This window comes from Cryobacterium sp. W22_MBD10_FK3 (genome assembly GCF_052113745.1).
Lineage (GTDB): Bacteria > Actinomycetota > Actinomycetes > Actinomycetales > Microbacteriaceae > Cryobacterium.
Genome location: NZ_JBGQOH010000012.1, coordinates 82,944 through 103,874 on the forward strand (window position 1 = coordinate 82,944; position 20,931 = coordinate 103,874).

Sequence of the window (20,931 nt, forward strand, 5' to 3'; positions counted from 1 at the left end):
GAAAATGGCAAGAGTAAAGAGGGCCGTCAACGCCCACAAGAAGCGTCGCGTCATCCTCGAGCGCGCTGCCGGTTACCGCGGTCAGCGTTCGCGCCTGTACCGCAAGGCCAAGGAGCAGGTCACTCACTCCCTCGTCTACAGCTACCGTGACCGTCGTGCACGCAAGGGTGACTTCCGTCGCCTGTGGATCCAGCGCATCAACGCTGCGTCCCGCGCGAACGGCCTGACCTACAACCGCCTCATCCAGGGCCTCGCCCTGGCCGGCATCCAGGTTGACCGTCGCATCCTCGCCGACCTCGCCGTCACCGAGCCCGCCACCTTCGCGGCCATCGTTGAGAGCGCCAAGGCGGCACTGCCCGCTGACACCTCCGCACCCAAGGTTGCGAAGTAGTCACACCCTGCTTGTAAACGGGAGCGATCGCCAGTGGCGGCCGCTCCCGTTTTGCATGCCCGGCGGGGCATTCTCTGGCCGGGGTGTGCGGCACCTAAACTGGGAGCATGCTAGATAACCCCCGATCTCCTCGCGTGCGTGCCGTCGCGAAACTTGCGAACCGAGCCGCCCGCTCCGAGACGGGACTGTTCCTCCTCGAGGGTCCGCAGGCCGTCTCCGAAGCCCTCACCTTCCGCCCCGAACTCGTCGTGGAGCTGTACGCCACCCCGACGGCCCTGGAGCGCTACACCGAAATCGGCGACGCCGCCGTGGCCGCCGGGGTCGACGTCGAGTTCGTCACCGAGCAGGTGCTCGAGACCATGGCCGACACCGTCACCCCGCAGGGATTCGTCGCGGTGTGCCACCAGTTCCCCACCTCGATCAAGAAGATCTTCGCCAACGAGCCCAAGCTCATCGCGATCCTCGAAGAGGTGCGCGACCCGGGCAACGCCGGCACCATCATCCGGGCAGCGGATGCCGCCGGCGCGGACGCCGTGATCTTCACCGGCCGCAGCGTGGACCTGTACAACCCCAAGGTGGTGCGGTCGTCCACCGGGTCGATCTTCCACCTGCCGGTCGCCGTGGGCGTCACCCTGGCCGATGTGCGTGAGCGTGCGAAGTTCGCCGATATGCAGATCCTCGCCGCTGACATCAAGGGCGACGACCTGCTCGAGGCCCGCAACAGCGGCCTGCTCGCCGCCCCCACCGCCTGGCTCTTCGGCAACGAGGCGCGCGGTCTCACCGAAGAAGACCTGGCTATGGCCGACAAGGCGATCAGCGTTCCGATCTACGGACACGCGGAATCGATGAACCTCGCGACGGCCGCTTCTGTGTGCCTGTATGAAAGCGCGTTCTCGCAGCGGGCATAGCATCTTTCCCGGTCGGGCGTCTATTACGTTTGGGTTACCGACCGGGTTAAAGCCCCCGCAAGGGTGGTCCGTCAGGCCCTCGCGGGCCTAAGTTGGTGGGTATGGAGCCAACAGACGCATCACCGGCGACGTCCAACATCACAGTGCGCCGGGGGGAACCTCTGGTCGTCATGACGGACGTCAACAAGCACTACGGGGACTTGCACGTTCTGAAGAACATCAACGCCACGGTCACCAGGGGTGAAGTGGTGGTGGTCATCGGCCCCAGCGGGTCGGGCAAGTCCACGCTGTGCCGGGCCATCAACCGGCTCGAGACCATCGACTCCGGCTCGATCACCATCGACGGCAACGAACTGCCCGCGGAGGGCAAGGCCCTCGCCCACTTGCGAGCCGATGTGGGCATGGTGTTCCAGGCGTTCAACCTCTTCGCCCACAAGACGGTTCTCGAGAACGTGACGCTCGGGCCGATCAAGGTGCGTGGCATGAGCAAGGCCGACGCCGAGAAGAAGGCCATGGGGCTGCTCGAACGGGTCGGCGTGGCCAACCAGGCCAAGAAGATGCCCTCCCAGCTCTCCGGCGGCCAGCAGCAGCGCGTGGCCATCGCCCGGGCCCTCGCCATGGACCCGAAGGTGATCCTCCTCGACGAGCCTACGAGCGCGCTCGACCCCGAGATGATCAACGAGGTGCTCGACGTGATGGTGAACCTGGCCAACGAGGGCATGACCATGATCGTGGTCACCCACGAGATGGGCTTCGCCCGCAAGGCCGCGGACCGGGTCATCTTCATGGCCGAGGGCGACATCGTCGAGGAAACCACTCCGGAGAAGTTCTTCACCAACCCCCAGAGCACGAGAGCGAAAGACTTCCTCTCCAAAATACTTGCCCACTAATCGGTCGGCGAGACACACAGCACACAGGAGGAAACCATGAGACGCAACAAGGGTCTAATGATCTCTGCCATCGCCCTGGTCGGCGCGTTCGCGCTGACCGGCTGCACCGACTCCGGTGCGGGCGCGCCGACGGCGGCACCCGTTGAGGAAGATGTCACGTTCGAAGAGGGCACCACCATGGCCGCCCTCAACGAGGCCGGCGAGATCACCATCGGCACCAAGTTCGACCAGCCCCTGTTCGGTCTCAAGGGCCCGGATGGCGACCCGGTCGGCTTCGACGTCGAAATCGGCAAGCTCATCGCCGCGAAGCTCGGCATTGAGGCGTCGGGCATCACCTGGACCGAGACCGTCTCCGCCAACCGCGAGCCGTTCATCCAGAACGGTGACGTCGACCTTGTCGTCGCCACCTACACGATCAACGACGCGCGCAAGGAAGTTGTCTCCTTCGCCGGCCCGTACTACGAAGCCGGACAGGACCTGCTCGTCCTGGCCGGAAACGAGTCGAAGATCACCGGTCCGGAAGACCTCGCTGACAAGAGCGTCTGCACCGTGAGCGGCTCGACGTCGGAGAAGAACATCGCCGCGTACACGACCAACATCATCGCGACCGACACCTACTCCAACTGCCTCGGCCCGCTGCGCAGCGGCGAAGTTGACGCTGTCACCACCGACAACGTGATCCTGGCCGGCCTCGCCGACCAGAACGCCGGTGAGTTCGAGGTCGTCGGAAACCCGTTCACCCAGGAGCCCTACGGCATCGGCCTGGCCAAGGACGACACCGAGTTCCGCAACTTCATCAACGACGTCCTCGAAGAGGCGTACGAAGACGGTTCCTGGGCTGAGGCCTGGGAGGCCACCGCTGGTTCCGTGCTCGAGACGCCGGAACCCCCGGCCGTCGACCGCTACTAACCACCGCACCATCCGATCGGGGCGGCCGCACCGGCCGCCCCGATCGGCAGTTTCAGCCGAAATACAACGACCTCAACGGTCTCGAACACACACAGAGGAGGTGAGTCTTGGACGCTGTCATCGAAAACCTGCCGCTCTTTCTGGAAGGCTTCAGAAACACACTTGGCTTGCTGATTTTCTCCGGCATCGGCGCGCTCATCCTGGGTATCGTCGTTGCCTCGCTGCGCATCTCGCCGGTCGCGTCCTTCCGATCGTTCGCGACCGTGTACACGGAGCTCGTGCGCAACACCCCGCTCACCCTCGTTCTGTTCTTCTGCGCGTTCATCCTGCCGTACCTGCAGTTTTCCCCTGGGTACTTCCAGCTCGCCCTGATCGGTCTCACCGTCTACACCTCGCCGTTCGTGGCCGAGGCTCTGCGTTCGGGTATCAACGGCGTTCCCGTCGGCCAGGCTGAGGCGGCCCGCAGCGTCGGCCTCACTTTCGGCCAGTCGCTCAGCTATGTGATCATGCCCCAGGCCGTGCGGATGGTGATTCCCCCGCTGATCAACGTCTTCATCGCCCTCACCAAGAACACTTCGGTCGCTGGAGCGTTCTTCGTCTTCGAACTCTTCGGCGTCGGCCGCCGGGTCACCAACGACCGCGGCGACGAGGTCATCGCGATTCTGCTCGCGGTCGCGTTCTTCTACCTGATCATCACGGTCACCCTCGGTCAGATCGCTGCCCGGGTGGAAAAGAAAGTGGCGGTGCTGCGATGAGCTCAGTTCTCTACGATGCGCCGGGGCCCAAGGCACGCGCACGGTCGCGAGCGATTTCAGTAGTCGGCGTCGTACTGGTTCTTGCCCTGCTGGCCTGGTTGATCTGGGCGCTCGGAACGCCGAAGGCCAGCGCGAACGGTGCGATCCAGCCGGGCATGTGGGACGCCACGAGGTGGGACGTGTTCTCTGACCGGCAGGTCTGGCTTGCGCTGGGCCGCGGTGTGCTGGCCACCCTGCAGATGGCCGGCGTCGCCGCGGTCATCGCCCTGGTCCTCGGAGTCGTGTTCTCCTTCGGTCGGTCCGCCGACCACAAGGCCATTCGCATCCCGACCACGATCATCCTCGAATTCGTGCGTGGTCTGCCCGTCCTGTTGATGATGCTGTTCATCCTTCTCGTCTTCGCCACGGGCGCCTACTGGGCCGGTGTTGCCGCGCTGGGACTCTATAACGGTGCGATCATCGGTGAGGCGCTGCGGGCGGGTATCCAGTCCCTGCCTCGCGGTCAACGCGAGGCCGGCCTGGCAATCGGACTCACGCCGTTGTCGACCCGGTTCCGCATCGAGTTTCCCCAGGCGTTCCGCCAGATGCTGCCGATTATCATCGCCCAGTTGGTGGTGCTGCTCAAGGACACCTCGCTGGCTTTCATCGTCGGCTACAGCGAACTGCTGCGCGAGGGCGTGCGCAACCTGCCGAACTACTTCGGCGAGCGGTACCAGTTCTCCTTCTTCCTCGTGGTCCTCGTCATCTACCTCGCGATGAACATGTCGCTGTCGTGGGTCGCTCGGATCATCGCCCGCCGTTCGGGGCCGAAGGCCGGCAAACTCATCGACCCGTTGCTGCCCGAGCCGATGCCTGACACCTCCCTGAGCGCCGCAGCCGGCGGCGGCGCCACCGGCGGAGGCGACTCCGGGCGCTGAGCCGACTGGCCACCCACCCGCCGCCCGCCCGCCACAGCGGGTGGGCGGCCGGGCACTAAACTTGGGTCTCGTGTCTGCCCCCACTGAAATAACCGAACCCGTCGTCACCGCGGCCGTCGATGCCGCCCTCGCGGCCATCGAAGCCGCGACTGACTCCGCCGCCCTCAAGGCCGTGCGCTCAGCGCACGTCGGCGAGGCCTCGCCGTTGGCCGCGCTGAACGCCCTCATGCGCAGCGTGCCCGGCGACCAGAAGGCCGCCGCCGGCAAGCTCGTGGGCCAGGCCCGCGCCCGGGTGAACCAGGCCCTGGGCGCCCGCGAAGCCCAGATCGTCGAAGCCGAGGCCACCGCCCAGCTCGCCGCCGAAGCCGTGGATGTCACCGCCGCGGCCTCCACCTGGCGTGCCGGCGCCCGTCATCCGCTCACCCTGCTGCAGGAGCGCGTCTCCGACGTGTTCGTGGGCATGGGCTGGGAGGTCGCCGAAGGCCCCGAGCTCGAGAGCGAATGGTTCAACTTCGACGCGCTGAACTTCGACGAGGACCACCCGGCCCGTGCGATGCAGGACACCTTCTTCATCGACCCGCCCGAGGCGCACCTGGTGCTGCGCACCCACACCTCGCCGGTGCAGATGCGCGCCCTGCTGGGCAACGAGCCGCCCGTCTACCGGATCTCGCCCGGCCGCGTCTACCGCACCGACGAGCTCGACGCCACGCACACCCCGGTGTTCCACCAGATCGAGGGCATTGCCGTAGACAAGGGCCTCACCATGGCTCACCTCCGTGGCACGCTCGATCACTTCGTCAAGGCACTCTTCGGCGAGGAGGCCAAGGTGCGCCTGCGCCCCAACTACTTCCCGTTCACCGAACCCAGCGCCGAGCTCGACCTGTGGCACCCCACCTTCAAGGACGGCGCCCGTTGGATCGAATGGGGCGGCTGCGGCATGGTCAACGCCAACGTGCTCCGCTCCGCGGGCCTGGACCCTGAGGTCTACTCCGGATTCGCGTTCGGCGTCGGCGTCGAACGAGCACTGATGTTCCGCAACGATGTGAAGGATATGCACGACATGGTCGAAGGCGACATTCGGTTCAGCCAGCAGTACGGGATGACCGTCTGATGCGCGTTCCCCTGAGCTGGCTCGGCGAATTCGTCGACCTCGAACCCGGCACCACCCCCGAAGCCGTGCACGCCGCCCTGGTGAGCGTGGGCCTGGAAGAAGAAGAGATCCACCGCTTCGAGCTGACCGGACCCATCGTGGTGGGCCAGGTTCTCGAGTTCGTCGGTGAGGTGCAGACCAACGGCAAGACCATCAACTGGTGCCAGGTGCGCGTCGCCGCGGATGGCGAACTCGCCGCGGACGGCGGCCCCGCCATCCACGGCATCGTCTGCGGTGCGCACAACTTCGTCGTCGGCGACAAGGTCGTCGTGACCCTGCCCGGCGCCGTGCTGCCCGGCCCGTTCCCGATCGCGCCGCGCAAGACCTACGGGCACGTCTCCGACGGCATGATCGCGTCGGCCCGTGAGCTGGGCCTCGGCGACGAACACGCCGGCATCCTGGTGCTCGGCGACCTCGGCCTCGACCCCGAAATCGGCGCGGATGCGATCAGCCTGCTGGGCCTGGACGACTCCGCCGTGGAGATCAACGTCACCCCCGACCGTGGCTACGCGTTCTCGATCCGCGGGGTGGCCCGCGAGTACTCGCACGCCACCGGCGCCGCTTTCCGCGACCCCGCCCTCGCCGTGACCGCGACACCGTCCACCGAGGTCTTCCCGGTCACGATCGAGGATGCCGCGCCCATCCGCGACCGCGTCGGCGCGAGCGTGTTCGTCACCCGTGTCGTGCGTGGCGTCGACCCCACCAAGCCGTCGCCGGCCTGGCTGATCGCCCGGCTCAAGCTGGCCGGCATCCGCTCGATCTCGCTGGTCGTGGACATCACCAACTACGTGATGATCGAACTCGGCCAGCCCATCCACGGGTACGACCTCGACCTGCTCACCGGCGGTCTTACCGTGCGCCGCGCGCAGCCCGGCGAGAAGCTCGTCACTCTCGACGACGTCACTCGCACGCTGAACGCCGAAGACCTGCTGATCACCGACGAATCCGGCCCGATCGGCCTGGCCGGCGTGATGGGCGGAGCCACCACAGAGATCGGTGCCGGCACCACCAACGTGCTGATCGAAGCCGCGAACTTCGACCCGGTCTCGATCGCGCGCACCGCCCGCCGGCACAAGCTGCCCAGCGAGGCATCCCGCCGGTTCGAACGCGGGGTCGACCCCGAGGTCGCCGCCGTGGCCGCCGCCCGCGTGGTGCAGCTGCTCGTCGAACTCGCCGGGGGAGTGGCCGACGGACTCGGCTCGCTGCACGACGCCACCCCGGAGCGCACCCCGATCGACCTGCCCACCGGCTTCGTCTCCGGCCTGATCGGGTTGGAGTACACCCGCGAGGAGGTGCGCACCTCGCTCGCCGAGATCGGCGCCTCCATGACCGAGACCGAAACCGGTCTGGCCGTGCTCGCGCCGAGTTGGCGCCCGGACCTCACCGACAAGTGGACCCTCGCCGAGGAAGTCGCCCGCATCGTCGGGTACGACCGCATCCCCTCGGTGCTGCCCGTCGCGCCGCCCGGCCGCGGCCTCACCCGCACCCAGCAGCTCAAGCGGTCGGTCGCCACGGTGCTTGCCGCCACCGGCCACACCGAGGTGCTCGCCTACCCGTTCGTCGCCGAGAAGGCCAACAACCTGTTCGGCGACCCCGTCAGCACGACGGTCGCGCAGATCAAGGTGGCCAACCCGCTCGACGGTGAGGCGCCGTTCATGCGCACCTCGATGCTGCCCGGGCTGCTGCAGATCGCGCACCGCAACCTGTCGCGCGGCTCGACCGACCTGGCGATCTTCGAGCTCGGCTCGGTCTTCCGCCCGGTCGCCGGCGTCAGCTACGGCAGCGCCATCGTGCCGCCGGCCGCGGTTCGGCCCAGCGCCGACCTCGAGGCCAAACTGAACGCGGGCATCCCGCCGCAGCCGTTCACCGCCGGAATCGTGCTGCTCGGCAACACCGTGCGGCACCAGCCCGGCCAAACGCCCATCGCCGCGTCGTGGCGGGACGCCCTCACCGCCGTCGCGCAGATCGGCCTGGCCGTCGGCCTGCCGATCCTCGTACGTCAGGGCACACACCAGGCCATGCACCCCGGCCGCACCGCCGAGCTGTTCGTGGCGACGGATGCCGGCGAGCAGCCGGTGGGCTTCGCGGGAGAACTGCTCCCAGCGGTGGCCAAGGACGCCGACCTGCCCGCCGTGGTCGCGGTGGTCGAACTCGACCTCTCCGCGGTCTTCGCGCAGGTGACCGGGGAACTGCAGGCCACCATCATCGGCACCAAGCCCGCCGCCACCCAGGACCTCTCGCTCGTCGTAGACGCCCAGGTCGCGGCCAGCGCCGTGCTCGAAGCCGTGCGCGAGGGCAGCGGAGCGCTGCTGGAGCGCATCGACCTGGTCGACGACTACCGCGGAACGGGCATCCAGGCCGGGCAGAAGTCGCTCACCTTCGCCCTGCGGTTCCGGGCTCCGGACCGCACGCTCACCGCAGCAGAGGCCAGCGACGCGAAGCTGGCCGGCGTGCAGCTCGCCGCCGCGCGCTTCGGTGCGCAGCTGCGCGAATAGCCCGCAGTATCCGCTCGCCGAGTTGCCCCGTTTCGGTCGAATCGTCCCCGCACAGCGGGGCGGCTCGGCCGCAGCGGGGCAATTCGCGATTGTAGAGCTTCGCGGGCACCCGGGTAGGTTTGATCCATGGTCTTTTCGGTAGCTGTTGCGGGCGCGAGCGGGTATGCGGGCGGTGAGCTGCTGCGGCTCCTGGCCGCGCACCCTGATTTCGAGGTGCGCACGGTCACCGCGCACAGCAACTCCGGGCAGCGCCTGGTCGATGTGCAACCGCACCTGCGCTCGCTGTCCCACCTCGTGCTCGGCGACACGGATGCCGCCACCCTGGCCGGCCACGACGTCGTCTTCCTCGCCCTCCCGCACGGCGCCTCCGGGGCACTGACCGCCCAGCTCAGCCCCGACACCCTCGTGGTGGACTGCGGCGCCGACCACCGGCTGGAGAGCGAGGCCGACTGGGCCGCGTTCTACGGCGGCGACTACTTCGGCGCCTGGGCCTACGGCGTGCCCGAGCTCCCCGTCGCCGGCGGCCGGCAGCGCGAGCGCCTGGTCGGTGCGCGCCGCATCGCCGCTCCCGGCTGCAACGCCAGCACCGTGGCCCTCGCCCTGGCCCCCGGCATCCTCGCCGGCGTGATCGAACCGGCCGACATCGTCGCCGTGCTCGCCGTGGGCCCGTCCGGCGCCGGCAAGAGCCTCAAGGTGCCCAACCTCGCCGCCGAGATCCTCGGCTCCGCCAATCCCTACGCCGTCGGCGGCAGCCACCGGCACATCCCCGAGATCCAGCAGAGCCTGCGCTGGGCCGGCGCGCACGGCCCCACGGTGTCGTTCACCCCGATCATCGTGCCGATGTCCCGCGGCATCCTCGCCACCGCAACGGCCCGGCTGGTGCCGGGCACCAGCGCCGCGGCTGTGCGCCACGCCTGGGAATCGTTGTACGCCGAGGAACCGTTCGTGCACGTGTTGCCCACCGGCCAGTTCCCGCGCACCGCCGACGTGCTCGGCGCCAACACCGCCCTGATCGGCCTCGCGGTCGACGAGGCCGCGGGCCGGGTGGTCACGGTCACCGCCGTCGACAACCTGGTCAAGGGCACCGCCGGTGCCGCCATCCAGTCCGCCAACATTGCCCTGGGGCTCCCCGAAACCACGGGCCTCAGCACGAATGGAGTTGCCCCGTGAGCGTCACCGCCCCCGCCGGATTCGCCGCCGCCGGCGTCACCGCCGGCCTCAAGAAGTCCGGTGGCCTCGACCTGGCCATCGTGGCCAACCTCGGCCCGCTCGCCAACGCCGCCACGGTGTTCACCAGCAACCGCTGCAAGGCCAACCCGATCATCTGGAGTCAGCAGGTCATGCGGGACGGCCGGGTCAGCGCCATCGTGCTCAACTCCGGCGGCGCCAACTGTTACACAGGCACCATCGGCTTCCAGACCACCCACGCCACCGCCGAAGCCGTCGCCGAGCAGCTCGCGGTCTCCGCGGGCGACGTGCTGGTCTGTTCCACCGGCCTGATCGGCGAGCAGCTCGATCTCGGTAAGGTCACCGCTGGTGTCTTCGACGCTGCCCTCGCCCTCAAAGACGCCGCCGCATCCACCGCCGACGCCGGCCTCGCCGCCGCGCAGGCCATCATGACCACCGACACCCGCCCCAAGCAGGCCACGCAGGTGTCGCCCGCCGGGTGGACCATCGGCGGCATGGCCAAGGGCGCCGGCATGCTCGCACCCGGCCTGGCCACCATGCTCGTGGTGATCACCACCGACGCCGTCCTCTCCTCCGCCCAGCTGGATGCCGCGCTGCGGGAAGCCACCAGGGTCACCTTCGACAGGCTCGACTCCGACGGCTGTATGTCCACCAACGACACCGTGAGCCTGCTGGCCTCCGGCGCCAGCGGCGTCGACGCTGACCCCGACGAATTCGCTCGCGCGCTCACCGAGCTGTGCCGCGACCTCACCCTGCAGCTGCAGGGCGACGCCGAGGGCGCCTCGCACGACGTGGCCATCACTGTGCGCAACTCGGCATCCGAGACCGAGGCCGTCACGGTGGCCCGCGCGGTGTCGCGCAGCAACCTGTTCAAGGCCGCGATCTACGGCAACGACCCCAACTGGGGCCGCGTGCTGGCCGCTGTCGGCACCATCTCCGAAGCGGATGCGGCGTTCGACCCGTACGGCATCGACGTGGCCATCAACGGCATCCAGGTCTGCACGGCGGGGGAGCCGGACGAGCCGCGCGAGCTCGTCGACCTCACCCCGCGCGCCGTCTCGGTGGTCATCGACCTGCACGCCGGCACCGCTGGCGCCACGATCTGGACCAACGACCTCACCCACGACTACGTCGAAGAGAACAGCGCGTACTCCAGCTGATGAGCACCGAGACCCCCGGCACGCCCGCCATCCCCACCCTCGACGATGTCGACAACACCCCCGCGGAAGCCAGCGTCAAGGCCGCGACCCTCATCGAGGCGTTGCCGTGGCTGAAGAAGTTCCACGACCAGATCATCGTGGTGAAGTTCGGCGGCAACGCCATGGTCAGCGAGACACTGCAGCGCGCGTTCGCCGAAGACATGGTGTACCTGCGCTACGCGGGCATCCGCCCGGTCGTCGTGCACGGTGGCGGTCCGCAGATCTCGGCCATGCTCGCCCGCCTCGGCATCGAGAGCGAGTTCCGCGGCGGCTACCGGGTGACCACCCCCGAAGCCATGGATGTGGTGCGTATGGTCCTCACCGGCCAGATCAACCGTGACCTGGTCAGCCACATCAACGAACACGGCCCCCTGGCTGCCGGACTCAGCGGCGAAGACGCCGGCCTGTTCCGCGGCCGCCGCCGCGGCGTCGTCATCGACGGCGAGGAGGTGGACCTGGGCCTGGTCGGCGACGTGATCGGTGTCGACCCCGAGGCCGTGCACGCGCAGCTGAACGCTGGCCGCATCCCGGTCGTCTCGTCGATCGCGCCCGACGTCGATGTGCCCGGCCAGTCCCTCAACGTGAACGCTGATGCCGCGGCCGCCGCCCTCGCCGTGGCGCTGGGCGCCGCCAAGCTGGTGATCCTCACCGACGTCGCCGGCCTCTACAGCGACTGGCCCAACCGGGACTCACTGGTCTCGATCATCGACGTCGACGCCCTCCGCAGCCTGCTGCCCGATCTCGAATCGGGCATGATCCCCAAGATGACCGCCTGCCTGAACGCCGTCGAGGGCGGCGTCGCGAAAGCGGCGATCATCGATGGTCGAGTGCCGCACTCGATCCTTCTCGAAGTTTTCACCGGCAGCGGCATCGGTACAGAGGTGGTTCCCGCATGACCTGGCACGAACGCTACGCCGCAGCAATGATGAAGACACTGTCACGCCCGTTGGCGGTGCTCGTGCGCGGCGAGGGCTGCTACGTCTGGGACGAGAACGGCACCAAGTACCTCGACTTCCTGGCCGGCATCGCGGTCAACTCGCTCGGCCACGCGCACCCCGACATGGTCGCCGCCGCCCAGCAGCAGATCGGCACCCTCGCGCACATCTCCAACTACTTCGCGTCGCCGTCGCAGATCGAACTGGCGGAGCGCCTCAAACGCCTCACCGGTGCCGGCGACGCCGGCCGGGTCTACTTCTGCAACTCCGGCGCCGAGGCCAACGAGGCCGCGTTCAAACTCGCCAGGCTCAACACCGCCGGCGGTCGCCGCACGCGTATCCTCGCCCTGAACGACTCGTTCCACGGCCGCACCATGGGCGCGCTGGCCCTCACCGGCAAGCCGCTCATGCGTGCCCCCTTCGAGCCCGTGCCCGGTGGCGTGCAGCACATCGAGACCAGCATCGCTGCCCTCGAACGTGAACTCGACGACACCGTCGCCGCCCTGTTCCTCGAACCTGTCAAGGGTGAGGCCGGCGTCATCGACCTGCCGGAGGGCTACCTGCAGCGCGCCCGCGAACTGTGCACCAAGCACGGCATCCTGCTCATCCTCGACGAGGTGCAGACCGGCGCCGGCCGCACCGGCAAGTGGTTCGCCTACGAGCACTCGAACGTGGTACCGGATGCCGTCACCATCGCCAAGGGCATCGGCGGGGGAGTGCCGATCGGTGCCCTGGTCACCTTCGGGGCCACCTCCGATCTGTTCCAGCGCGGTCAGCACGGCTCCACCTTCGGCGGAAACCCGTTCGTGACGGCCACCTCCAACGCGGTGCTTGGCGTCATCGAACGTGACGACCTCGTCGGCAACGCCGCCCGCCGGGGAGAGCAGATCCGGGAGATCATCGCCCGGATCGACTCGCCCCTGGTCGAGGAGGTCCGCGGCCTGGGCCTGCTCCTCGGCATCGGCCTGACCGAACCGGTGGCCCTGCAACTCGCCGCCGCCGCCCACGAGGCCGGCTTGATCGTGAACGCCGCGAACGAATCCAGCATCCGGATTGCACCCCCGCTGATCGTCGGCGACGCCGAGCTGGTCGACTTCGAAGAACGCTTCCGGGTCGCCCTGGCCGCCGTGACCAGTTCGGGGCTGCTCGCCGCCACCAGATAAGGTGGAGGAATCCCGCATAGCACCGAAGAAACCAGCGAAAGTGACCCCGTGACCCGCCATTTCCTGCGCGACGACGACATCTCACCGGCCGAACAGGCCGAGATCCTCGATCTGGCCCTGGAACTGAAGCGAGACCGATTCGCGGTCCAGCCCCTGGCCGGACCGAAAACCGTCGCCGTGATCTTCGACAAGTCGTCCACCCGCACCCGGGTCTCTTTCGCGGTCGGTATTGCCGACCTCGGCGGCAGCCCGTTGATCATCAGCACCGCGAGCAGCCAGCTCGGCGGCAAGGAAACCGCCGCGGACACCGCCCGGGTGCTCGAACGTCAGGTCGCCGCGATCGTGTGGCGCACCTACGGCCAGGCGGGCCTCGAAGAGATGGCGCTGAACACCACGGTGCCCGTGGTCAACGCGCTCTCCGACGACTTCCACCCGTGCCAGCTGCTCGCCGACCTGCTCACCATCCGTGAGCACCGCGGCGACCTCGCCGGGCAGACCCTCACCTTCCTCGGCGACGGCGCCTGCAACATGGCCCAGTCCTACCTGCTCGCCGGCGCGACCGCAGGCATGCACGTGCGCATCGCCTCGCCGGCCGGCTACACGCCCTCCGCGCAAGTCGTCGCGGACGCCGAGGCGATCGCCGCCCGGACCGGTGGTTCGGTGGCCCTGTTCACCGACCCGGCCGCGGCCGTGGCCGGCGTCGACGTGGTCATCACCGACACCTGGGTGTCGATGGGCAAGGAAGAGGAAAAGACCACCAGGCTCGGTTCGCTCGGCGGTTACCGCGTCGACGCCGCCCTGATGGCCCTGGCCGCTCCCGACGCACACTTCATGCACTGCCTGCCTGCCGACCGTGGCTACGAAGTCACGGCCGACGTCATCGACGGCCCGCAGAGCATCATCTGGGACGAGGCGGAAAACCGCCTGCACGCCCAGAAGGCGCTGCTCGTCTGGCTGCTCGCGCACAACGCGCGCTAGCTGCACGCCGAACCGCACCACCAATAAACTTGAATCACGAAGAACTTATGAAGGAGAACCATGGCTGAGCGGGTTGTACTGGCATATTCGGGTGGCCTTGACACCTCGGTGGGCATCGGCTGGCTGAAAGACGCCACCGGCAAAGAGGTCGTCGCCCTGGCTGTCGACGTCGGACAAGAGGGCGAGGACATGGATGTCATCCGGCAGCGCGCCCTCGACTGCGGCGCCGTGGAGTCCATCGTTGTCGACGCCAAGGACGAGTTCGCCAACGACTACATCGTTCCGGCGCTCAAGGCCAACGCGTTGTACCAGAAGCGGTACCCGCTGGTCTCCGCGATCAGCCGTCCGCTGATCGCCAAGCACCTCGCCGCCACCGCCCGCGCACTCGGCGCCGACAGTGTCGCGCACGGCTGCACCGGCAAGGGCAACGACCAGGTGCGCTTCGAAGCCGCCGTCACGGCCCTGGCCCCCGAGCTCACCTCGCTCGCACCGGTGCGCGACTTCGCCCTCACCCGCGACAAAGCCATCGAATACGCCGCGCTGCACAACCTGCCCATCGCGCAGTCGAAGAAGAGCCCGTACTCCATCGACCAGAACGTCTGGGGTCGCGCCGTCGAAACCGGCTTCCTGGAAGACCCGTGGAACGCGCCGATCGAGGACCTCTACACCTACACGCAGGACCCGTCAATCCCGCGCGAGGCGACCGAGATCATCATCACCTTCGACCAGGGTGTGCCCGTGGCCGTCGACGGCAAGCCGGTCACCCCGCTCGAAGCCGTCGTGCTGCTGAACAAGCTCGCCGGCGATCAGGGTGTGGGCCGCATCGACATCGTCGAAGACCGTCTCGTGGGCATCAAGAGCCGCGAGGTGTACGAGTCCCCGGCCGGTATCGCCCTCATCACCGCGCACGAAGAGCTTGAGAATGTCACCGTCGAGCGCGACGTCGCCCGCTACAAGCGCGGCGTCGAAGCCAAGTGGAGCGAGCTCGTATACGACGGCCTCTGGTTCTCCGGCCTGAAGAAGTCGCTCGACGCGTTCATCGACGACACCCAGAAGTACGTCTCCGGCGACATCCGCCTCAAGCTGCACGCCGGCAGCGCCGTCGTCACCGGTCGGCAGAGCAAGCAGAGCCTGTACGACTTCGACCTGGCCACGTACGACACCGGCGACTCGTTCGACCAGTCGATGGCGAAGGGCTTCATCGAGCTGTGGAGCTTGCCGAGCAAGATCGCGGCCCGCCGCGACCAGGCCGCGAAGTAGGTCGCGGTATGACCGGCGACAAGAGCATGAACCGTGCGGGCGAGGCGGGCGCCCTGTGGGGCGGCCGCTTCGCCGGCGGACCGTCGCCGGAGTTGGCGCGCCTGAGCAAGTCAACCCACTTCGACTGGCAGCTGGCCGGGTACGACATCCGCGGGTCGCGCGCCCACGCGCGCGCCCTGGCCGCTGCCGGCTACCTCACCGAACACGAACTGGCCGGCATGCTCGCCGGCCTGGACACCCTCGACGAGGCCGTGAATGACGGCCGGTTCCAGCCGGCTTCGACCGACGAAGACGTGCACTCTGCCCTCGAGCGCGGGCTGATCGACATCGTCGGCACCGAGCTCGGCGGCAAGTTGCGCGCCGGCCGCAGCCGCAACGACCAGGTGGCCACCCTGGTGCGGATGCTGTTGCGCGACCACGCCGCCGTCATCGCCGGCTTGCTCGTGGACCTCATCGATGCCCTCGCCGCCCAGGCCGAGGCCAACGAGACCGCCATCATGCCCGGCCGCACCCACCTGCAGCACGCCCAGCCGGTGCTGCTGGCCCACCACCTGTTCGCGCACTGCTGGCCGCTGGTGCGCGACCTCGAACGGTTCGCCGACTGGAACAAACGGGCGAACTTCTCCCCGTACGGCTCCGGAGCGCTGGCCGGCAACACCCTCGGCCTCGACGCTGGAATGATCGCCACCGAGCTGGGTTTCGGAGCCATGGTGGAGAACTCCATCGACGGCACCGCCAGCCGTGACCTGGTGGCCGAGTTCGCCTACATCACCGCGCAGATCGGCATCGACCTGTCCAGGTTGGCCGAGGAGATCATCCTCTGGAACACCCGCGAGTTCGGCTTCGTCACCCTGCACGACTCGTACTCCACAGGGTCGTCGATCATGCCGCAGAAGAAAAACCCCGACATCGCCGAGCTCGCGCGCGGCAAGTCCGGCCGGCTGATCGGAAACCTGACCGGGCTGCTCACCACCCTCAAGGGCCTGCCGCTGGCGTACAACCGCGACCTGCAGGAAGACAAGGAACCGGTTTTCGACTCCATCGAAACCCTCGAGGTGCTGCTGCCCGCCTTCACCGGCATGATCGCCACGATCACCTTCCACACCGAGCGTATGGCCGAGTTGGCGCCGCAGGGCTTCTCCCTGGCCACGGATGTCGCGGAGTGGCTGGTCAAACGGCACGTCAGTTTCCGGGACGCGCACGAGATCACCGGAACCCTGGTGAAGGTCGCCGAGGCCCAGGGCCTCGACCTGCACGAGATCGACGACGCGGGCCTGGCCGCGATCTCCCCGCACCTTGTTCCCGAGGTGCGCGAGGTGCTCACGATTCAGGGTTCGGTGAATCGCCGTGACGGCCAGGCCGGCACCGCACCGGTGCGGGTCGCCGAGCAACGCGCGGCCCTCGTCGCCCGGGTGCACGGACTGGCCACCGCGCTCGCGCGCTGAGCCTGCCGCCAACGCGCCCCGACCGTGTGAAGCCAGCGAGAATCGGATGCCCGTCGACCGTAACCTGTTCACCCAGGCCGCGATCGACGTGGCTCCGCTCCTGCTGGGCGCTCTGCTGCGGCACGGCGACACCGTGCTGCGGATCACCGAGGTGGAGGCCTACCTGGCCGGCACCGACCCCGGTTCGCACGCCTTCCGGCGGCGCACGCAACGCAACAACAGCATGTTCGGGCCACCTTTGCACCTGTACGCCTACTTCACCTACGGCATGCATGTGTGCGCCAACATCGTCTGCTCACCCGAGGGCGAGGCGTCGGCGGTGCTGCTCCGTGCCGGAGAAATCGTGTCCGGCCACGACTCAGCGCGGCTCCGGCGTGGGCCGAAGGTGGCCGACCGGGACCTGGCCCGCGGCCCGGCCCGGCTCACCCAGGCGTTGGGAATCGGCCTGCACCAGGACGGCGCCGACCTGACCGAAGACCCGTTCGGGTTGACCCTGGCCGATCCGGCGCCGGCGGCGCTCACGGGCCCCCGCACCGGAGTGAGCGGCCCCGGCGGCGGCACCGAGTTCGCCTGGCGGTTCTGGATCCCGGGGGACCGCACGGTGTCCGCCTACCGACGCCATCCCGGCGCACCCACCGCACTCAATTGACTCACCCCAGTCCCGGCCAGTTACTCTGGCCATCCCGCAAAAAGTGACACAGAAGGAAGCATCAATGCCCACACGCACCGCCCGCACAGCCTGGACCGGAACTCTCGAGGAGGGCGCAGGCCAGGTCGAACTGACCAGCTCGCAGCTCGGCACCTACGACGTCTCGTTCCCCCAGCGCGCCGCAGACGACGCCAACGGGATCACCAGCCCCGAAGAACTGCTCGGCGCTGCCCACTCCGCCTGCTACTCCATGCAGCTCTCCGCCGAACTGGCCGAAAGCGGCGGAACCATCGAGGCCCTGGACGTGGCCGCGGACGTCACCCTCGGTGCCGACCCCGCCGGCGGCTTCCGGCTCACGAGCATCCACCTCACCGTCAGCGGCGAGGTCACCGGCATCGACAGCGCCACGTTCCTCGCCGCCGCAAACGCGGCGAAGGCGAACTGCCCGGTCAGCAAGGCTCTCACCGGTGTGGAGATCACGCTCGACGCCGTGCTCGAGGACTGACTGCCCCGCAAATACTCAGCCGTCTCACAAAGCCCGGCCCGCAGGATCACCTGCGGGCCGGGCTTTGTTCGCATCCGGATGGTTGGCCGGCTCGAGGTCAGGACTGGGCGAGGCTCACCAGAATGGCGCAGGCACACGCCCAAATCAGGCTGGCGAAGGTGCCGATGATGAATCGTTCGCGCGCCTCAGAGGAAGCCAGCTCGGTGAATCGGCCGACCCCCTTGATGGCCACGACCACGGCGAGGGCCTCGGGGAAGCCGGCCAGAATCGCACCGGCGACGGCTAGACGTTCCAGGATGCCGATGGTGAGGCCGCCGCGCAGCACCTCGTGCACCGCCGCCGGCGGTGTCGCGGCGCCGACAGCCTGAGCATCGGTCGCGGGCGCGGTGTCGGCGCCGACCAGAATGCCGCCGTGGCTGCCGGGGGCCACCGAGTTCTTCGTGGCCAGCTGCAGGGCGAGAACGGCCACCGGGCCGCCGCCGATCACGGCCAACGCCAGGGCGGCCAGACCGATGACCACCCCGAAGACCACGGGAGCCTCACCGAGGGGGAGGGCCGCGAGCAGCAGAGCGCCACCCAACGCGCCGGCGGAGGCGATCGCGAAGGGCTGCTTGCCCAGCCGGAACGCGAGGATGGCCAGGATCAGCGAGGCCATGGTGACCAGCAGCAGCAGCACCCAGTACAGGTAGAGCACGACAGAGAGGGAGTTCAAGATATTCATCGGCGGGAGACGTCCGTTTCGCTGGTGTCGCGGTCGAGGTTGTGTAGCAGCCTAACCAGTGCGGGGTGCGCGGCGCGTTCCACTTTCCACTGCGCGCTCTTCACCCGCTGGCTCACCGCGGCCGTGGAGATGCCCAGGGTGCGGGCGATGTCGGTCTGCGCGAGCCCGCTCTCCAGCAGGTCAACGGCCTCCCATCCTTCACCGGTGCGGCGTTGGCGCAGCAACAGCAGCATCGTCACCAACGCTTCAACGTCCGCGCCCGTCGTTTCCGGCAGGTCCTGGGCGGGCGGAGTGTCCAACGCGAACCGGGCTTCGGACCGCTTGGCCCGGGTGACCGCTGCCCTCGCGGCGATGAAAGCGTCGCCCGTGGCCTGGCGGGTGCTGGCGGGAAGCGGGGTGCGCACGGGCCCGATGCCCACCCCGATGCTCCAGAATCCGGTGCGATGCAGGTCGAGCACCACGGCAAAGGCATCGGCGGCCGAGTCGACCAACAGCTGGATCTCATCGCCGGAGGTCTGGTCTGGGGGCAGGGTGAACGCCTCGGCGTTTTGCTGCACCAGCTCGGCGATCATGTCGCTGGCCCGATCCCGGTCATGGCGACTGTCGATTTGATCTGCGGTAATCACAAACATGGGTTAAGCCTCCGTCCTAATCACAGCCTAATCAAGGTTCCAGGATTAATCCAGCTCAATTCACCTTGAGGGCTTGATCAGCTGCCCGTGTCGGATGCCGCACTTCAGGGATCCGGCCGTGTGCGCTGGTAATCTTGCTTCGTGTCAGACCCCAGCATCCTTGCCCAGCAAGCCAACGATCCCACCTTCGACGACGTCTGGGAGGAAATCACCTGGCGCGGCCTGGTTCAGGTCTCTACCGACGAGTCGGCCCTCCGCACCCTGCTCACCGGGGCGCCGATCACCTACTACTGCGGCTTCGACCCCACTGCCGCCAGCCTGCACCTGGGTAACCTCGTGCAACTGCTGCTCATGCGCCGGCTCCAACTGGCGGGGCACCGGCCGCTCGGACTCGTCGGCGGATCCACCGGCCTCATCGGCGACCCGCGCCCCACGGCCGAGCGCACGCTGAACACCCCGGAGGTTGTCAACGAGTGGGTCGGCTACCTGCAGGCTCAGGTCACCCGGTTCCTCAGCGCCGAGGGTGACAACGCCGTCACCCTGGTGAACAACCTCGACTGGACGGCGCCGCTGTCTGCCATCGACTTTCTGCGCGACATCGGCAAGTACTACCGGGTGGGCACCATGCTCAAGAAGGATGCGGTGAGCGCCCGGCTCAATTCCGACGCCGGCATCAGCTACACCGAGTTCAGCTACCAGGTGCTGCAGGGCATGGACTACCTCGAGCTGTACCGCAGCCACGGGTGTGTGCTGCAGACCGGGGGCAGCGACCAGTGGGGCAACCTCACCAGCGGCACCGATCTCATTCACCGTGCCGAGGGCACGAGCGTGCACGCGATCGGCACCCCGCTGATCACGAACACCGACGGCACCAAGTTCGGCAAGAGCGAGGGCAACGCCGTGTGGCTCGACCCCGCGCTCACGAGCCCGTACGCCATGTACCAGTTCTGGCTGAATACCGACGACGCCGACGTGGTCGCCCGGTTGAAGGTGTTCACGTTCCTCACCCGCGCACAGATCGAGAAGCTCGAAGAGGCTGTGGCCACCGAACCGTTCAAGCGGGAGGGTCAGCGCACCCTAGCCTTCGAGGTGACCAGCCTGGTGCACGGTGTTGCGGCAACGGATGCCGCGATCCAGGCCACCCAGGCCCTGTTCGGTCAGGGCGAGCTCGCCGACCTCGACCCGGAGACCCTCGAGGCGGCCCTCCGGGCGCTGCCGAACACCACGACTCTGCCGCAGGCGCAGGTGATGCAGCTCCTGGTGGACACCGGACTCACCAAGAGTCTGGGGGAGGCTCGCCGAGCGATCGGCCAGGGCGGGGTGTACCTCAATAACGTGAAGGTCACCGATGAGGCGGCCACAGTGGAGGGATCAGTTCTGCCCGGGGGAGTGGCCGTGCTCCGACGCGGCAAAAAGACCCTCGCCGGCGTCTTCGTCGAGTAGTCGCCGGTTCGCCCCCGTTGTGTGACCGGCAGGTTACGGCGGCATTGCGGGTGGGTGTCGATTTGCGACACGCCCGGGATGCTGCCGGGATTGCGGGCCCCCAGGAACCCGCGTAATGTCATCTCTTGTCACCCCACAGGTGCGGAAAGCCGAAGAGCTTCCCGGCCTCAAGCGGGACCACTTCCAAGTGATGGCGGCGAATTCATTCGATCCGGCGCACTTGATGGCGTTTGATCGGTTCCAAATCTGGAGCAGGTCGTACGACACGAAAATAGAATTACATCGAAGTGCCTCAGTGCAATGGTCAATTGGCCGGCGGCTGGGTGCGTCCGATCCTTGAGAACTCAACAGCGTGCACAATGTCAAATGCCAAAAACCTCGTGGTTTGGATCCGTTTC

Annotated in this window: 20 protein-coding genes; 18 read left to right on the forward strand and 2 right to left on the reverse strand. The window is 68.0% G+C overall.

What is annotated here, in order from left to right:
* Positions 1-4 precede the first annotated feature (4 nt).
* The 17 genes from rplT (at position 5) to ACEN2M_RS12570 (ending at position 17,737) form a co-directional block, all read left to right on the forward strand.
* A complete protein-coding gene (gene rplT / locus ACEN2M_RS12490) occupies positions 5-391 on the forward strand; it encodes a 50S ribosomal protein L20 (protein WP_220605350.1) in 387 nt (128 codons plus the stop codon).
* A gap of 107 nt (positions 392-498) precedes the next feature.
* Complete coding sequence (locus ACEN2M_RS12495) at positions 499-1,299, forward strand: TrmH family RNA methyltransferase (protein WP_441648456.1); 801 nt, start codon at positions 499-501, stop codon at positions 1,297-1,299.
* 161 nt (positions 1,300-1,460) lie between these two features.
* Positions 1,461-2,189 (forward strand): amino acid ABC transporter ATP-binding protein, encoded by a 729-nt coding sequence (locus ACEN2M_RS12500; RefSeq protein ID WP_441648474.1) that lies wholly within the window; start codon positions 1,461-1,463, stop codon positions 2,187-2,189.
* A 36-nt stretch (positions 2,190-2,225) separates the two neighbouring features.
* Positions 2,226-3,098 carry a glutamate ABC transporter substrate-binding protein gene (locus ACEN2M_RS12505; protein ID WP_441648457.1) on the forward strand — a complete coding sequence of 291 codons (873 nt, stop codon included), beginning with the start codon at positions 2,226-2,228 and terminating at the stop codon, positions 3,096-3,098.
* 107 nt (positions 3,099-3,205) lie between these two features.
* Complete coding sequence (locus ACEN2M_RS12510; RefSeq protein ID WP_441648458.1) at positions 3,206-3,853, forward strand: amino acid ABC transporter permease; 648 nt, start codon at positions 3,206-3,208, stop codon at positions 3,851-3,853.
* On the forward strand, positions 3,850-4,770 hold the full coding sequence (locus ACEN2M_RS12515; protein ID WP_441648459.1) for an amino acid ABC transporter permease: 921 nt from the start codon (positions 3,850-3,852) through the stop codon (positions 4,768-4,770). Before ACEN2M_RS12510 ends, ACEN2M_RS12515 begins: the two co-directional genes overlap by 4 nt.
* 70 nt (positions 4,771-4,840) lie before the next feature.
* Positions 4,841-5,881, forward strand: a complete 1,041-nt coding sequence (gene pheS / locus ACEN2M_RS12520) for a phenylalanine--tRNA ligase subunit alpha (protein ID WP_441648460.1) — start codon at positions 4,841-4,843, stop codon at positions 5,879-5,881.
* A complete protein-coding gene (pheT, locus tag ACEN2M_RS12525; RefSeq protein ID WP_441648461.1) occupies positions 5,881-8,415 on the forward strand; it encodes a phenylalanine--tRNA ligase subunit beta in 2,535 nt (844 codons plus the stop codon). Before pheS ends, pheT begins: the two co-directional genes overlap by 1 nt.
* Positions 8,416-8,541: 126 nt before the next feature.
* On the forward strand, positions 8,542-9,585 hold the full coding sequence (argC, locus tag ACEN2M_RS12530; RefSeq protein WP_441648462.1) for an N-acetyl-gamma-glutamyl-phosphate reductase: 1,044 nt from the start codon (positions 8,542-8,544) through the stop codon (positions 9,583-9,585).
* Positions 9,582-10,763, forward strand: coding sequence for a bifunctional glutamate N-acetyltransferase/amino-acid acetyltransferase ArgJ (argJ, locus tag ACEN2M_RS12535; RefSeq protein ID WP_441648463.1), 1,182 nt, complete (start codon positions 9,582-9,584; stop codon positions 10,761-10,763). Before argC ends, argJ begins: the two co-directional genes overlap by 4 nt.
* On the forward strand, positions 10,763-11,698 hold the full coding sequence (argB, locus tag ACEN2M_RS12540; RefSeq protein ID WP_441648464.1) for an acetylglutamate kinase: 936 nt from the start codon (positions 10,763-10,765) through the stop codon (positions 11,696-11,698). The genes argJ and argB overlap by 1 nt, the downstream gene beginning before the upstream one ends.
* The gene (locus tag ACEN2M_RS12545; protein WP_441648465.1) at positions 11,695-12,900 is read left to right on the forward strand and encodes an acetylornithine transaminase; all 1,206 of its coding nucleotides are present in this window, start codon (positions 11,695-11,697) and stop codon (positions 12,898-12,900) included. Before argB ends, ACEN2M_RS12545 begins: the two co-directional genes overlap by 4 nt.
* A gap of 48 nt (positions 12,901-12,948) precedes the next feature.
* Positions 12,949-13,878: an ornithine carbamoyltransferase gene (gene argF, locus ACEN2M_RS12550; RefSeq protein WP_441648466.1), complete on the forward strand. Its 930-nt coding sequence runs from the start codon at positions 12,949-12,951 to the stop codon at positions 13,876-13,878.
* 60 nt (positions 13,879-13,938) lie between these two features.
* Complete coding sequence (locus ACEN2M_RS12555) at positions 13,939-15,138, forward strand: argininosuccinate synthase (protein ID WP_441648467.1); 1,200 nt, start codon at positions 13,939-13,941, stop codon at positions 15,136-15,138.
* A gap of 8 nt (positions 15,139-15,146) precedes the next feature.
* Positions 15,147-16,583 carry an argininosuccinate lyase gene (gene argH / locus ACEN2M_RS12560; RefSeq protein ID WP_441648468.1) on the forward strand — a complete coding sequence of 479 codons (1,437 nt, stop codon included), beginning with the start codon at positions 15,147-15,149 and terminating at the stop codon, positions 16,581-16,583.
* Between the two features lie 46 nt (positions 16,584-16,629).
* Positions 16,630-17,232: a DNA-3-methyladenine glycosylase gene (locus ACEN2M_RS12565; RefSeq protein ID WP_441648469.1), complete on the forward strand. Its 603-nt coding sequence runs from the start codon at positions 16,630-16,632 to the stop codon at positions 17,230-17,232.
* 64 nt (positions 17,233-17,296) lie between these two features.
* Entirely contained in the window at positions 17,297-17,737 is a 441-nt protein-coding gene (locus ACEN2M_RS12570; RefSeq protein ID WP_441648470.1) for an OsmC family peroxiredoxin, read from the forward strand.
* Positions 17,738-17,834: 97 nt separating this feature from the next.
* Here ACEN2M_RS12570 and ACEN2M_RS12575 read toward each other — a convergent pair whose 3' ends face one another.
* Both ACEN2M_RS12575 and ACEN2M_RS12580 read right to left on the reverse strand, forming a co-directional pair.
* Complete coding sequence (locus ACEN2M_RS12575; RefSeq protein WP_441648471.1) at positions 17,835-18,458, reverse strand: hypothetical protein; 624 nt, start codon at positions 18,456-18,458, stop codon at positions 17,835-17,837.
* The gene (locus ACEN2M_RS12580; protein WP_441648472.1) at positions 18,455-19,090 is read right to left on the reverse strand and encodes a DNA-binding protein; all 636 of its coding nucleotides are present in this window, start codon (positions 19,088-19,090) and stop codon (positions 18,455-18,457) included. Before ACEN2M_RS12580 ends, ACEN2M_RS12575 begins: the two co-directional genes overlap by 4 nt.
* A gap of 141 nt (positions 19,091-19,231) precedes the next feature.
* Here ACEN2M_RS12580 and tyrS point away from each other — a divergent pair, with 141 nt between their 5' ends.
* Positions 19,232-20,533: a tyrosine--tRNA ligase gene (gene tyrS, locus ACEN2M_RS12585; protein ID WP_441648473.1), complete on the forward strand. Its 1,302-nt coding sequence runs from the start codon at positions 19,232-19,234 to the stop codon at positions 20,531-20,533.
* The last annotated feature ends 398 nt before the right edge of the window (positions 20,534-20,931 follow it).